This is a genomic window from Martelella endophytica (genome assembly GCF_000960975.1).
In the GTDB taxonomy this organism is placed as follows: domain Bacteria; phylum Pseudomonadota; class Alphaproteobacteria; order Rhizobiales; family Rhizobiaceae; genus Martelella; species Martelella endophytica.
Map to the genome: position 1 here is coordinate 1,980,783 of NZ_CP010803.1, position 14,366 is coordinate 1,995,148.

Genomic DNA, 14,366 nt, shown 5'->3' on the forward strand with positions numbered 1-14,366 from the left:
GCGTCGCAAGGCTATTGTCAATTGACATGATTTGCCGCACCATCGGCCCATGACCAAATGGCGACCAAATCCCCGGCTGATCAAGCGGCCGGCCTATCTTTCCATTGCCGAACAGATCGCGGGTGCCATTCGTGATGGCCTGCTGATCGACGGCATGCGGCTGCCGCCGCAGCGGCAGATGGCCTCGGACCTCAAGATCTCCGTGCAGACCGTCAGCCGCGCCTATGAGGAACTGGCCCGGCGCGGCATGGTGACCGGCGAGGTTGGCCGCGGCTCCTACGTCAAGGCGGCGCCGAAGGGGCCGGAGCGGCCCTATCTGGCCGAAGGGGCGACCGGCGTCATCGACCTCTCGATCCTGAAGCCGGTCTGCGAAAGCCGCAGCCTGGCGAAATTCCGCAATGCCTTTGCCGAGCTCGGCAACACCATGCCGCCGGAACTGGCCTTCTCGATGATGCCGAATGCGCTGTTCAAGCGCTACCGCATGGCGGGAGTCAACTGGCTGGCCGCCTGCGGGGTCAAGGCGCCGCCGCATGGCATCACCGTTACCAACGGCTCGAGCGATGCGATGACGGCGGCCTTCATGAGCGTCGTTCCCGCCGGATCGGCGCTCGCGACCGAGGAACTGACTCATCCCATGGTGCGCCCGCTCGCCGGCTACCTCGGCATCGATCTCGAAGGTGTCGAGGTGGATGCGGAGGGCATCGTGCCGGCCGCACTTGAGGCACTGGCCGGCCGCAAGCGGCTGCGCGCGATCTTCCTGCAGCCCTCGGCCGCCGGGCCTCAGGGCATTCTCATGAGTGCGCCGCGGCGTCGGGCGATTGCAGCCATTGCCCGCCGCCTCGACCTTGCGATCATCGAAAACGACGTGCTCGGGCCCCTGGTCGACAATCGGCCGCCGCCGGTGGCCTCGTTCGCGCCCGAGCGCACGCTTTACATGACCGACCTTTCCAAGAACACGATACCGGGGCTGCGCTGCGGCTTCGTTGCGGCGCCAGACCGTTTTGCCGCCGCCGTTTCCAACCGCTATCTGGCTGCAAACTGGGTCGCGACGCCGGTGATGGCGGAGATCGCCAGCCGCTGGATCTTCGACGGCACAGCGACCGAACTCATAAACTGGCAGCGCATGGCGCTGAAACGCCGCCGCGCGATTGCGGAAAAGGAGCTCGCCGGCCTCAGCTACCGGATGACGCCCGGTGCGCTGCATCTCTGGCTTCCCCTGCCGGAGCATATGAACGAGGCGACCTTTGTCGACCGCGCCCGCCTTCGCGGGGTTTCGGTTGCCGGTTGTTCGACATTCCGCGTCGGCCGCGGCAGTGGCGCGCCGGCGATCCGGGTCTCGCTTGCCGCCTGCAGCGAGATCGAGCTTGCCTCCTCGCTCGCCCTCATCACCGCGATGCTTCAAGGCGCGAAGCAACCGCCGAAACCGGCTCTGGCGTGACGGTGGTCTCCGAACGAAAGCCGGCGTTGGTCTTTGCCGATGGCAGCGCGAAGTCGGCGGAACGGGCCGTTCCCGCGGAAGTCGCCATCGCGATGAGCTATCGCGGTTCGTCGCATGCGGTGATGATGGCGACGCCGGCCGATCTTGTCGATTTTGCCTATGGCTTCAGCCTGACGGAGGGGATCGTCGGCAGCGCCGTGGAGATCCTCGAGGTCGATGTGGTGCCGTTCGACAAGGGTATCGACCTGCAGATTACCCTCGCGGGAGACCGTTCGGATGCGCTTGCGGCCCGCCGGCGATCAATGGCGGGGCCGGTCGGCTGCGGGCTCTGCGGGCTGGAAAGCATCGATGCGGCGATGCGGAGCGTTTTGCGCGTTGGCGATGGCTTCACCCTTCGCCCCCAAGACGTCAATGCCGCCGTCGAGGCCCTGTTTCCGCAGCAGCCGCTGTTTGCCGAAACCCGCGCGGTTCACGGCACTGGCTTCTACCGGCCGGGGGAGGGGATGCTGGTCGTGCGCGAGGATGTCGGGCGGCACAATGCGCTCGACAAGCTCGTTGGCGCGTTGGTGCGGCAGGGCATTGAAGGCGCAACCGGCGCCGTTGTCGTCACCAGCCGGCTTTCGGTGGAGATGATCCAGAAGACGGCCACCGCCGGCGCAACGGTCCTGATCGCGATATCGAACCCGACCGCACTTGCCATCGACACCGCAGAGGCCGCCGGCATCACACTGATTGCGACGGCCCGCGGCGACGGCTTTTCGGTCTACACGCATGCTCACCGCGTGAAGGTTAGGGATAATGGATGACGTCTCCCGCCTGATCGGCGCTGTCGAGCGAAGCCCGCTGCTGGCACCGATCCTGCTGGCGTGGGAACGGATTGCGCTGCCCGACTGCTGGCTGGTCGCCGGTGCGCTGGCGCAGACGGTGTGGAACGATCGGTTCGGCTACGCGCCGGACCGCGGTATTGCCGATATCGATATCGTTTATTTCGATCCGGATGATCTTTCCGAAAGGGCGGAGGCGCACGAGGCGGCGCGTATCCGGGCGCTGTTTTCCGACATCCCCGCCTGGCTCGACGTCAAGAACCAGGCGCGGGTGCATCTCTGGTATCCGGGGCGGTTCGGCTATGCGATCGCGCCCTATGACAATACCGCCCGCGCCATCGCCACCTTCCCGACGACGGCGACGTCGATCGGCATCCGGCCCGGTCCCGGCGGGATCGAGGTCGAGGCCCCGTTCGGCCTTTCCGATCTGATGAGTGCCACCGTGCGGCCGAACAAGACTCAGGTTTCCCGCGAGGTCTATGAGGCGAAGGTCGGCCGCTGGCAGACCTTGTGGCCCGAGCTCGCCGTCATGCGATGGGATGATTGATCGGGATGCGCGTGGCCCGGCCATTTGCCATCGAAGCCTCGATATCCGCCCGGTTCTCCTCGCCCCAGCCGCAGAGCGGCTTCAGCGCCTGAACCAGGCTTTCGCCGAACGGCGTCAGCGAATATTCGACCCGTGGCGGCACCTCGCCGAAATCCTTGCGCACGATCAGCCCGTCGGCTTCCAGTTCCTTCAGATGCTGGATCAGCACCTTGTAGCTGGCATCGCGCACCGCGCGCTTGAGCTCGCCGTAGCGGCGGGTCTTCTGGCCGAGAAAGGTCAGGATCAGCGGCTTCCACTTCGATCCGATCAGCGCCAGCGTCGCATGCAGGCCGCAGGTGAAGGTCTGGCTTTCATTGCTCATGACGCATCTCCGTCAAAAAAAAACTTGGGTACTTACCAAATGGTGCATACTGGAGGAAAAACAAGTGCGCACCCAGATGTGTCCCATACGAAACTGGAGACACCAGAAAATGAGACTGAAAGACAAGATTGCCGTCATCACCGGCGGCTCGACCGGCATCGGGCTTGCGAGTGCCAAGCGTTTCGCCGCTGAAGGCGCCAAGGTCTATATCACTGGCCGCCGCCAGGCGGCGCTGGATGCAGCTGTGTCCGAGATCGGGAATGGCGCCCGCGGGCTTCAGGGCGACGTTGCAAAGCTCGAGGACCTCGACCGTATCTTCGAAACGATCCGCGATGAAGTCGGGCATATCGATGTCCTGTTCGCCAATGCGGGCATCGGCCTTCTGGCCCCGCTCGGAGAGATTACGCCGGAGCATTTCGACGAGCTCTTCAACATCAACGTCCGCGGTATGGTGTTCACCGTGCAGAAGGGCCTGCCGCTGATGGGCAAGGGCGGTGCGATCATCCTCACCGGTTCGACCACCGGCGTCATGGGCACGCCCGCCTTCAGCGTTTACAGCGCCGGCAAGGCCGCAATCCGCAATTTCGCCCGCTCCTGGGCGCTCGATCTGAAGGGCACCGGCATCCGCGTCAACGTCATCTCGCCTGGCCCGACGGAAACGCCGGCGCTCAGCGAGGTGGCGCGATCGACGGGCAACAAGGATGCGATGTACGACGGCCTGATTTCGATGACCCCCCTCGGCCGTATCGCCGACGCATCCGAGACGGCAGCCGCAGCCCTGTTCCTGGCCTCCGAGGACAGCAGCTTTATGACCGGAAGCGAGGTTTTCGTCGACGGTGGCGCGGCGCAGGTCTGACAGGCCGTCAAAAAAGAACCCGGCCGCCTGGGCCGGGTTCTTTCAGGTCGGTATCGTCGCCGTATCAGGCTGCGCCGGCGCGGGTCTTTTCGAAGCGCTTGCGCTCGTTGGAGTCGAGATACATCTTGCGAAGGCGGATCGACTTCGGCGTGACTTCCATCAGTTCGTCGTCCTGGATCCACGACAGCGCGCGGTCGAGCGTCATGCGGATCGGCGGGGTCAGCTTGACCGCTTCGTCCTTGCCGGCGGAGCGGATGTTGGTGAGCTGCTTGCCCTTCAAGACGTTGACCTCGAGGTCGTTGTCGCGCGTGTGAATGCCGACGATCATGCCGGCATAGACCTTGTCGCCCGGCTCGATGATCATCGGGCCGCGATCTTCGAGGTTGAACATGGCGTAGGCAACGGCTTCGCCGGCCTGGTTCGAAAGAAGAACGCCCTGGTTACGGCCACCGATCTCGCCCTTGAAGGGCTGGTAGTCGTGGAACAGGCGGTTCATGATCGCGGTGCCGCGGGTATCGGTCAGAAGCTCCGACTGATAGCCGATCAGGCCACGGGTCGGGGCGAAGAAGCGCAGGCGCACGCGGTCGCCGCCCGAAGGCCGCAGTTCGACCATCTCGCCCTTGCGCTCGGCCATCTTCTGCACGACGACGCCGGAATGCTCCTCGTCGACGTCGATGACGACTTCCTCGATCGGCTCCATCAGTTCGCCGGTCTCTTCGTCCTTGTGCATGACTACGCGCGGACGCGATACGGCGATCTCGAAGCCTTCGCGACGCATGGTCTCTATCAGCACGGCAAGCTGGAGTTCGCCACGGCCGGAGACGTAGAATGAATCCTTGCCTTCGGCTTCCTCGATCTTCAGCGCGACATTGCCTTCGGCTTCCTTGAACAGGCGGTCGCGGATGACGCGGCTCGTGACCTTGTCGCCTTCGGTGCCGGCGAGCGGAGAGTCGTTGACGATGAAGGACATCGTCACCGTCGGCGGGTCGATCGGCTGGGCGGTCAGCGGCGTGGTGATGGCCGGGTCGCAGAAGGTGTCGGCAACCGTGCCCTTGGAAAGGCCGGCAATCGCGATGATGTCGCCCGCCTGGGCTTCCTCGATTGGCTGACGCTCGATGCCGCGGAAGGCGAGGATCTTGGAAACGCGACCGGTTTCGACGGTCTTGCCATCCTGGTTCAGAACCTTGACGGCCTGGTTCGGCTTGATCGTGCCGGAATGAACGCGGCCGGTGATGATGCGGCCGAGATAGGGGTTGGCTTCCAGAAGCGTGCCGATCATCGAGAACGGGCCTTCGGCAACCTGCGGTGCCGGAACATGATCGACCACGAGATCGAGGAGCGGGCCGAGGCCCTGGTCCTTGGGGCCTTCCGGCGAGGTGTTCATCCAGCCGGCGCGGCCGGAGCCGTAAAGGATATGGAAGTCGAGCTGCTCGTCGGTGGCGTCGAGAGCGGCAAACAGGTCGAAGACCTCGTTGACGACTTCATCGGCGCGGGCGTCCGGACGGTCGATCTTGTTGATTGCGACGATCGGGCGAAGACCAACCTTCAGTGCCTTGCCGACCACGAACTTGGTCTGCGGCATCGGGCCTTCGGCGGCGTCGACGAGAACGATCGCGCCATCCACCATCGACAGAATGCGCTCGACCTCACCGCCGAAGTCGGCGTGGCCGGGGGTGTCGACGATGTTGATGCGGGTGTCCTTCCAGACAACCGAGGTCGCCTTGGCGAGGATGGTGATGCCGCGCTCTTTTTCGAGGTCGTTGCTATCCATCACGCGTTCATCAACGCGCTGGTTCTCGCGGAATGCGCCGGACTGTTTCAGAAGCTCGTCGACAAGGGTCGTCTTGCCATGGTCAACGTGCGCGATGATCGCGATGTTGCGAAGTGCCATGTTTTAAATCTCTGGGGCTGGGGCGCAGTCAATCTTGGGGAGGAGCGCCCGGTACTCATGCGGGCGCTCTTACACACATTTTGACGAAAACGAAAGAGAATGTTTTGTGGCGGCCGCCTTCAGGGGGCTGCAATATCGCCAAAACGGCCTTTCGAAGCTCAGTTTGCGGCCAGAATTTCCGGTCTGCAGGCCGTGAAACGGTGTTCCAGGAGATCGAACAGCGCACCACCTGTCTGCGGGTGGCCGTCGCGGGATTTGAACGGCGCGCGGATACCGTCTTCCGGCTTGAACACCGGCAGGTGGCCCACGGGTGCATCGGCGGGCGCGAAGCTCATCTCGTCATAAGTGAGCCACCGGCCGTCCCGCCGCCAGCCGACGGCGGAGCCGAAGGCATCGAGCCTGTCGGGTGTGCGGGAAAGCGTGGTCTCGCCCTTCTCGTCAAGCGTCGCCAGCACCTTCTCCTGGGCGGAGAGGCCGAAGCGACCGCCGGAGGCGTTCATGAACAGCGCGTCCATGTAGACAAGGTCGGCGCAGGGCAGGCGCTCGACGTCGTCCGTGCCAAGCCAGCCCTCGTTGGTGCGGTTTGCGAGCTGGAGCACGATCTCCGAAGCCTCGGTATTGGCGGCCTTGAAATCGCCGGCGGCAAGTTCGTCCCGCATCCTGCCATAGCGTGTCGCAGGATTGTAGGCGCCGCGGCCATCCAGAAAGGTCAGCGCCGAGATGACAACGATCAGGAATGCTCCACCGGCCAGGGCAAACGTCTTGTTCTTCAGGAGATTTTTCATCGGAATTCCCCTTACTTGAAGCCGAGGAGGAGGGCGCCCTGATAGAAGGCGAAGGCAACGAGCCACGCGTAGACGAGCGACACGACCAGCGAGAATACCATGAACATCGTCGAGCGGCTTTCCGCGCGCACGGTGGCCACCGTTGTCAGGCAGGGCGTGTAGAGCAGGCAGAACAGGCAGAAGGAATAGGCCGCTGCCGGCGATACGGTTGTCGCTATCTGATGGGCGACGAGGCCGGAAGACATGGCGTAGATGGTCGACAGCGAGCCGATGACCACTTCCTTGGCGATGAAGCCGAAGATCAGCGCCAGCGTCAGATAGGGATTGATGCCGATCGGCGCCATGACCGGCTGCAGCAGCTCGCCGAGCTGTCCGCCCCAGGTATCGAGGCCGGTAGCATCGGTCGGGAAGTTGGTGAGGAACCAGACGGCGATGGTTCCGATAACGATGAAGTTGGTCGCGCGATGCAGGAATTCGCGCAGCTCGCCGAAGCCGCGCAGCCAGACCTGCCGCAACGTCGGAACGCGGTAGGGCGGCAGCTCCAGAACGAAGGGCTCGGTATTCTTGAATTGCTTCGAGCGGGAGAAGATGGCGGCGGCGATAAACGCGGCGACGAAGGAAATGACGTAGAAGGAGAACAGGACCAGCGGTCCCTGCGCCGGCGGGAATACGGCGGCGATGATGAAGACGAACACTGCCAGTCGCGCGGAACAGAGCGAGAAGGGGATAATCAGCATGGTCAGCAGCCGGAGCGGCTGCGAGCGCATCACTCGTGTTCCCATCAGCGCCGGCACGTTGCAGCCGAAGCCCATCATCTGCATCACGAAGGAGCGTCCGTCGAGGCCGATGCGACGCATCCACGTATCCATCAGATAGGCCGCGCGGGAAAGGTAGCCGCTGTCTTCCACCGCTGCCATGCAGAAGAAGAACAGCATGATCAGCGGCACGAAGGAGGCGACGGTGGCGACGCCGAGCCAGATGCCGTTGATGACGAAATTCTGCAGCCAGCTCGGGCCGAGGCTGAGCACGGGCTCGAGGATGCGGTTCTGGATCCAGTCGGTGATGGCGCCGACCCAATCCTGCGAAGGCAGGCCGATGGTCCAGACGATGTAGAAGACGAACAGCATCACCGCGAAGAACAGCGGCAGGCCGAAGACAGGATGCAGCAGGAAGCGGTCGAGCTTCTGCGTCATCGTCACCGGCGGCGTTTCCGGATAGACGACAGCGCCGGAAAGCGTGCTGGCAAGCGTCTCCTCGGTCATCAGCGTTGCGCGCAGCGCCTCGTAGTCGGCATAGACCGGGGGTGCACTCGCGCGCCTCTCCAGCATGGCGTCGACGCTTGCGATCGCTTCCGGATAGCCCTCGCCATATTTGGCGCTGATCAGATGGACGGGCACGCCAAGCCGGGCGGAAAGCGCTTCGGTATCAATGGTGATGCCGTTCTTGCGGGCCTCGTCCGCCATGTTGAGCATGATGACCGCCGGCAGGCCGAGCTGCTTGACCTGCAGCGGCATCAGGATCTGCCGGTCGATCTGGCTGGCATTGACGACGATGATGACGAGGTCGACCGGATAGGATTTCAGGAAGTCGGCGACGACGGTCTCGTCTTCGGAAAAGCCTTCGAGGTCGTAAATGCCGGGAAGATCGACGAATTCGGTCTCGCGGCCGTTGAGCCTGATGCGGGCATTGGAGAGAGACACCGTGATGCCCGGCCAGTTGCCGACATAGGCGCTGGCACCGGTGATGCGATTGTAGAGCATCGACTTGCCGGTATTCGGCTGGCCAATCATGGCAATGCGCGGCACGTCGTTGAGGTCGAGATTGGCTTCGGCGGGCGAACAGTGGCTCATGGCGGCTTCCGGAATGGGTCTGTTGAGCCGGCCTTTCAGCCGGCGTGTCGGCGATGTTCAGTGTTGGACCCGCGTGCCTTTGCCGGCATTCTTGTCGCGTATGCGATGCGCGACGGGCGCGCATCGACTTTTCTGCAGCGTCAGACCTTGCGGACCTTGACGAGCTCGGCTTCCGTGCGGCGGATGGCGATTTCGGTCGCCTTGCCGGCGCGCACCACCAGCGGGCCGCCGAACCAGCCGCGCCGCACCATGGAAACCTGATGCGTGCTGGAAAGTCCGAGCGCCCTCAGGCGCACGGAAAGGCCGTTTTCGAACTGTCCGGCCTCGACAATCTCGACAATGCCGCTTTCGCCGGGCTGAAGGCTTTCCAGTGAAACGATGCGACCCTCAAGGGCTGTATCAATGACCGGATCGTTCATGACTATTCGGCTCCGCCGATCTTGGAGATTTCCTGGTCGATGAAATAGAGCGCGTGCGGGCCGTCGCCGATCAGGTCGATCTTGGCGAGAATATCGGAGAACTGGGTCTCCTCCTCGCGCTGCTCGCGCACAAACCACTGCAGGAATTCGAAGGTGGCGTGGTCGCCTTCCTCTTCGGCGCGGGTGGTGGCGGCGTAGATGTTGCGGGTCACCTTCTGCTCGGTCTGCAGGATGGCCGAGAACAATTCACGCGGCGTTCCCGCCTTGATTTCGGGGGCCGGCATTTCGGCAAACTTTACAGCGAAGTCGAGGTCGAAGAGATAGGCGAGGAACCGGCGCATGTGGTCGAGTTCTTCATTGGCCTGGGCGAGAAGGAAGGAACTGCAGCCGGCCATGTTGCGCTGATTGCACCAGGCGGCGGCCTGGAAATAGAAGCGCGCGCCCTCCATTTCGCCGTTCAGGAGTTCATTCAGCTGCGGTGCAAGCGCTCCCGAGTTCGTTACAGTCATCTGGGGTCCTTTCCCTGTCATTATGCAATCTATGGCACACGGAATGCGTGTTCGCAAGATACTTAACTAAAATAGGAAGCTTTTATTAAGAGGCTGTTTTTGCTTCCGAAAGCTTCGCCCATTCGTTACCCTCAACTTTCTGAACGTCGGCTGAATTGGATCATCGGTCAGCCATGTCGGGCTCGCAACGATGAGCGGCGCGAAGCTATCCTCCTCAAAAACGGACGAAAAAAGGCCGGAGGCGCATCGCGCTTCCGGCCTTGGAAAACCCGGTCAGGCTTGATTTACATCACCGCACCGACCTGCCAGGGCACAAATTCATTGTCGCCGAGCCCAAGGCTTTCCGACTTGGTCTTCTTGCCCGAGGCGGAAGCCAGCACGAAGTCGAGGATTTCCTCGCCCTTGGCGTGAAGGTCCGCGCCATCGGAAAGAATGTCGCCGCAGTTGAGGTCCATGTCGTCCGGCATGGCGGCGAAGAGCGCCGAATTGGTGGCGATCTTGATCGTCGGCGTCGGCTTGGAGCCGAAGGCCGAGCCGCGGCCGGTGGTGAAACAGAGCATCTGTGCGCCGCCGGCAATTTGGCCGGTCGCCGAAACCGGGTCGTAGCCGGGGGTGTCCATGAACAGGAGGCCCTTGTCGCGGATCTGCTCTGCATATTCGAGAACGCCGGCTAGCGGCGTGCTGCCTGCCTTGGCGACGGCGCCGAGGGATTTTTCCAGAATGGTCGTCAGCCCGCCCTGCTTGTTGCCGGGGCTTGGATTGTTGTCCATCGAGCCGTGGCTGGCGGCGGTATAATCCTCCCACCAGCGGATGCGTTCCAGCAGTTTCTGGGCCACGGCATCGCTTGCCGCACGGCGCAGGAGAAGCTGCTCGGCGCCATAGATTTCAGGGGTTTCGGATAGAATGACCGAGCCACCCATGCCGATGAGAAGATCGCTGGCAATGCCGAGCGCCGGGTTGGCGGTGATGCCGGAAAAGCCGTCCGAGCCGCCGCATTGAAGCGCGAGCTTCAGTTCCGAGGCCGGGATTTCGGTGCGCTCGACGGCATTCACCTGCGGCAGGAAGGCCTTGATGTGGTCGACGATCATGTCGATCGACTTCTGGGTGCCGCCGTTTTCCTGGATCGTCATCATGAAGAACCGGCTTTCGTCCAGTTCACCATAGATTTCGCGCATGCGGGCAAGCTGCATCTGTTCGCAGCCGAGGCCGACGAAGACCGCCGCGCCGACATTCGGGTGTGTCGCATAGCCCCACAGAACGCGCTGCAGATTGTCGAAGCCGGGACCGGAGGAGGCCATGCCGCAGCCGGTGCCGTGGGCGAAGGCGGCGATGCCGTCGATGTTCGGGTATTCGTCGAGCACGCCGGAATGATTGATGATTTCTGCCGCCCGGCGGATCACCGTGGCCGAACAGTTCACCGTTCCGCAGATTGCGATGTAGTTGCGTGTGCCGGCTGCGCCATTGGCGCGGCGATAGCCCATGAAGCTCTTCGGCGCGACATCGGGGATCGCTGCCTTCGCGGCTTCCAGATCGGCGCCGACCTCATAGTCGCGGCCGTGGTCGCCGAAGGTGCAGTTATGGGTGTGGACGTGTTCGCCGGTCTTGATATCGCGGGTCGCGTAGCCGATGAGCTGCCCGAATTTGAAGATGCCGCCGCCTTCGGGAATATCGGTGTTGGCGATCTTGTGGCCGCGGGTCACGGGCCCTTCGAGGGGCACGCCGGTACCAAGCGGCGTATCGTCCGCGCCGGCGCGGCCGGTCAGGATAGAGACCGTGTCCTTCGGATGAAGTTTGAGACAGAGTTCAGCCATTTAAGCCTCCGGCCTGATGGGAGGCGTCCGGCAGGGCCGGGCACCTCCGTCATGAGTTACTTAACGATTTCGGCCGCCATCGCACGGGCGCCCTTGGCGAGCAGCCCTTCATAGGCGGCGACGAGGCCATCGACGAAGGCCTTGTTGTCCTGCAGTGCTTTCGGGAAGACCTCGGACACGCCGACCAGCGCCTCAACCTTCTTGCGCGGCGTCTCTCCGGAATCGGAAAGGGCCTTCAGCTTTTCGGCGAGCGGGTCGCGCACGTCGATCGGGTTGCCACGCTCGTCGACGCCGCCGACATAGCGCATCCACGCCGCGATCGCGAGCGATAGACCCGGCACGGGTCGGCCGGCCGCGAGGTTTTCCGTAACCGTCTCGAGAATGCGCTGCGGCAGTTTCTGCGAGCCATCCATGGCGATCTGCCATGTCAGGTGGCGGATCGACGGGTTGGAATAGCGCTCGAACAGCGCGGCGGTGTATTCCTCAAGGCTGACACCGGGAGGAGCGTCGACGGCCGGGATGATTTCCTTTTCCCAGAGGAACTTGCAGTAGGCTGCAAGCACGGTGTCGGAAACCGTGTCGTAGATGGTTTCCTTGCCGGCGAGATAGCCGAGATAGGAAATCGAGGAATGCGTGCCGTTGAGGCAGCGCAGCTTCATGTGCTCGAACGGGGTCACGTCCTCGACGAGTTGGGCGCCGACGGCGCCGATGTCCGGGCGCTGGCCATCGACGAACTTGTCTTCGACGACCCACTGCCGGAACGGTTCGTGCATCACCGGTGCCGGGTCGTAAACGCCGGTCAGTTCGGCAACATGTTCGATGTCTTCAGGTTTGGTCGCCGGAACGATGCGGTCGATCATGGTGCAGGGGAAGGTCACTTCCTTCTCGATCCAGGCCTGCAGTTCGGGATCGATCATGCCGGCGAGCTCGACGACGACGGCATGGACGACATGGCCGTTGTTCGGCAGGTTGTCTGAACTCATCATCGTGAACGGGCGGATGCCTGCCTTGCGGCGGCGGTCAAGGGCGCGGACGATGTAGCCGATCGCGGACTTCGGTCTGTTCGGGTCCTTCAGGTCCTCGACGATGAAGGGGTGCTCGCGGTTGAGCTTGCCGGTGGACGGGAAATGGCAATAGCCCTTTTCCGTGACCGTCGAGGTGACGATCTTGATCTTCGGATCGGCCATCAGCGCGAGGACGGCTTCCGGATTGTCCGGTGCGTCGAGCACGTCATTGATCACGGGGATCACCTGCGGCTCGATGCCGGTCGGTGCGAGCGACACGGCGGTGTAGGCGAAACCCTGCGGTTCGAAGATTTCGCGCTGTTTCGGCGGGGTCATCAGATTGACGCCGACGATGCCCCAGTCACCGCCGGCCTCTCGCATGGCCTCATAAAAATAAATGGCACCATGAGCGCGATAGAACGCCCCCAGTCCCAGATGCACAATCCCCGTGCCCGGACGCGGCGCGTCCGGGCGTTTTAACCGGGGAAGGCTTTCCACATCAGCGGGCAAGCCAACCTCCATCTACATTCAGTATTGCGCCGTGGATATAGTCCGCGGCTGGTGATGATAGGAACACGGCCGTACCGCCCATGTCGGCTGCCGAGCCCCAGCGACCGGCCGGAATACGGCCGAGGATTTCCGCCGAACGATCCTCGTCGGCGCGAAGGGCTGCAGTGTTGCCAGTCGTGATGTAGCCAGGAGCAATCGCGTTGACATTGATCCCCCTGGCGGCCCATTCGTTCGCCAGGGTTTTGGTGATGCCGGCTACAGCGCTCTTGGAAGCGGTGTAGGACGACACGCGGATACCGCCCTGAAAGGACAGCATCGATGCGATATTGACGATCTTGCCGGTGCCGCCACGCGCGAGCACCTTCTTGCCGAAGGCCTGGCAGGTGAAGAACACCGCCTTAATGTTCACATCCATCACGCCGTCCCAGTCCTCTTCGGAGAAGTCGACGGCGTCTGCGCGGCGAATGACGCCGGCATTGTTGACCAGGATGTTGATCGGCTTGTCATAGGCCTCGATGAATGCCTTGCCGGCCATCGGATCGGACAGGTCTACGATCTCGCTGACGGCCCTGCCGCCAGCCTCGGTGATCATTTCGACGGTTTCATCAGAACGACTGCGGCCTGTGCAGACGACCTCCGCGCCTGCCTCGCCGAGCGCAAGCGCAATACCCTGGCCGATACCGGTATTGGCCCCGGTCACCATGGCGCGCTTGCCTTCAAGGGAAAAGGAAATAGCCATTATTTCAGCGTCTCCATCGAGACCATTTCCACGTCCTTGTAGTCGACGTTGTCGCCGGCCATGGCCCAGATGAAGGCATAGTTCGATGTGCCGGCGCCGCTGTGGATCGACCAGGGCGGCGAAATCGCGCCTTCCTCGTTCTTCAGCACCAGGTGACGGGTCTCGTCGGGCTCACCCATCAGGTGGATGACGCGGGCGCTCTCGTCGAGGTCGATATAGAGGTAGGCCTCCATGCGGCGGTCATGAACGTGGGCCGGCATGGTATTCCAGATCGAGCCCTTCTGCAGCTTGGTCATGCCGACCACGAGCTGGCAGGATTTCATCACGTCGGGATGGACGAACTGGTAGATCGTGCGCTCGTTGCAGTTTTCGGCAGCGCCCAGCGTGACATTGGCGGCTTCCGCGATCTTGATCAGGCGCGACGGATAGGTCTGATGCGCCGGCGCGGAGATGATGTAGAAGCGGCCTTCGCCGGAGAAGGTGATCTTGCCGGCGCCCATGCCGAGATAGAGCATGTCGCCGTGGACCATGTCGTATTCGGCATCGGCGGTGACCTTGCCCGGTCCGCCGAGCTTGACGATGGTCATCTCGCGGCGGTCGAGGATCGAGGCAGTGCCGCATTCGGCAACGTGATCGAGCTCGAGCGGCCCTTCGGCAGGCGTGGCGCCGCCGACGATCATGCGGTCGTAATGGGTGTAGATGAGATTGATTTCGCCGGGAACGAAAATATTGCTGACGTGAAAATGTTCGCGCAGTTCGGTGGTGTCGAACGTGGCGGCCGTCGCCGGGTCGATGGCGTGGCGCGTTTCTACATTAAGCATC

Annotated in this window: 14 protein-coding genes; 4 read left to right on the forward strand and 10 right to left on the reverse strand. The window is 62.9% G+C overall.

Going from position 1 to position 14,366, the window contains the following annotated elements:
• The first annotated feature begins 49 nt into the window (after positions 1 to 49).
• From ehuR to TM49_RS08950, 3 genes are read left to right on the forward strand one after another with little or no spacing between them, the layout of a single operon-like run.
• Positions 50 to 1,438 (forward strand): MocR-like ectoine utilization transcription factor EhuR, encoded by a 1,389-nt coding sequence (gene ehuR, locus TM49_RS08940; RefSeq protein WP_045680666.1) that lies wholly within the window; start codon positions 50 to 52, stop codon positions 1,436 to 1,438.
• Between the two features lie 2 nt (positions 1,439 to 1,440).
• Positions 1,441 to 2,244 (forward strand): formate dehydrogenase accessory sulfurtransferase FdhD, encoded by an 804-nt coding sequence (fdhD, locus tag TM49_RS08945; protein ID WP_045685021.1) that lies wholly within the window; start codon positions 1,441 to 1,443, stop codon positions 2,242 to 2,244.
• Positions 2,237 to 2,809, forward strand: coding sequence for a nucleotidyltransferase family protein (locus TM49_RS08950; protein WP_045680667.1), 573 nt, complete (start codon positions 2,237 to 2,239; stop codon positions 2,807 to 2,809). The genes fdhD and TM49_RS08950 overlap by 8 nt, the downstream gene beginning before the upstream one ends.
• Here the strand turns inward: TM49_RS08950 and TM49_RS08955 are convergent.
• On the reverse strand, positions 2,790 to 3,170 hold the full coding sequence (locus TM49_RS08955) for a winged helix-turn-helix transcriptional regulator (RefSeq protein ID WP_045680668.1): 381 nt from the start codon (positions 3,168 to 3,170) through the stop codon (positions 2,790 to 2,792). The genes TM49_RS08950 and TM49_RS08955 overlap by 20 nt on opposite strands.
• Positions 3,171 to 3,279: 109 nt before the next feature.
• On the opposite strand from TM49_RS08955, the gene TM49_RS08960 reads away from it, so the two are divergent.
• On the forward strand, positions 3,280 to 4,026 hold the full coding sequence (locus TM49_RS08960; RefSeq protein ID WP_045680670.1) for an SDR family NAD(P)-dependent oxidoreductase: 747 nt from the start codon (positions 3,280 to 3,282) through the stop codon (positions 4,024 to 4,026).
• A gap of 64 nt (positions 4,027 to 4,090) precedes the next feature.
• Here the strand turns inward: TM49_RS08960 and typA are convergent, their stop codons facing one another.
• The 9 genes from typA to kduI form a co-directional block, all read right to left on the reverse strand.
• Positions 4,091 to 5,917, reverse strand: a complete 1,827-nt coding sequence (gene typA / locus TM49_RS08965; protein WP_045680672.1) for a translational GTPase TypA — start codon at positions 5,915 to 5,917, stop codon at positions 4,091 to 4,093.
• 158 nt (positions 5,918 to 6,075) lie between these two features.
• Positions 6,076 to 6,702: a GUN4 domain-containing protein gene (locus TM49_RS08970; RefSeq protein ID WP_045680673.1), complete on the reverse strand. Its 627-nt coding sequence runs from the start codon at positions 6,700 to 6,702 to the stop codon at positions 6,076 to 6,078.
• A gap of 11 nt (positions 6,703 to 6,713) precedes the next feature.
• Positions 6,714 to 8,552, reverse strand: coding sequence for a ferrous iron transport protein B (gene feoB, locus TM49_RS08975; RefSeq protein WP_045680675.1), 1,839 nt, complete (start codon positions 8,550 to 8,552; stop codon positions 6,714 to 6,716).
• 140 nt (positions 8,553 to 8,692) lie between these two features.
• On the reverse strand, positions 8,693 to 8,971 hold the full coding sequence (locus tag TM49_RS08980; protein WP_045680677.1) for a FeoA family protein: 279 nt from the start codon (positions 8,969 to 8,971) through the stop codon (positions 8,693 to 8,695).
• 2 nt (positions 8,972 to 8,973) lie between these two features.
• A complete protein-coding gene (locus tag TM49_RS08985) occupies positions 8,974 to 9,480 on the reverse strand; it encodes a ferritin (protein WP_045680679.1) in 507 nt (168 codons plus the stop codon).
• A gap of 284 nt (positions 9,481 to 9,764) precedes the next feature.
• Positions 9,765 to 11,291, reverse strand: a complete 1,527-nt coding sequence (locus tag TM49_RS08990) for a UxaA family hydrolase (protein ID WP_045680681.1) — start codon at positions 11,289 to 11,291, stop codon at positions 9,765 to 9,767.
• Positions 11,292 to 11,347: 56 nt separating this feature from the next.
• A complete protein-coding gene (locus TM49_RS08995; protein ID WP_045680683.1) occupies positions 11,348 to 12,817 on the reverse strand; it encodes a mannitol dehydrogenase family protein in 1,470 nt (489 codons plus the stop codon).
• Positions 12,795 to 13,544 (reverse strand): 2-dehydro-3-deoxy-D-gluconate 5-dehydrogenase KduD, encoded by a 750-nt coding sequence (gene kduD, locus TM49_RS09000; RefSeq protein WP_045680685.1) that lies wholly within the window; start codon positions 13,542 to 13,544, stop codon positions 12,795 to 12,797. Before kduD ends, TM49_RS08995 begins: the two co-directional genes overlap by 23 nt.
• The gene (gene kduI / locus TM49_RS09005) at positions 13,544 to 14,365 is read right to left on the reverse strand and encodes a 5-dehydro-4-deoxy-D-glucuronate isomerase (RefSeq protein ID WP_045680686.1); all 822 of its coding nucleotides are present in this window, start codon (positions 14,363 to 14,365) and stop codon (positions 13,544 to 13,546) included. The genes kduD and kduI overlap by 1 nt, the downstream gene beginning before the upstream one ends.
• Between the last annotated feature and the right edge of the window lies 1 nt (position 14,366).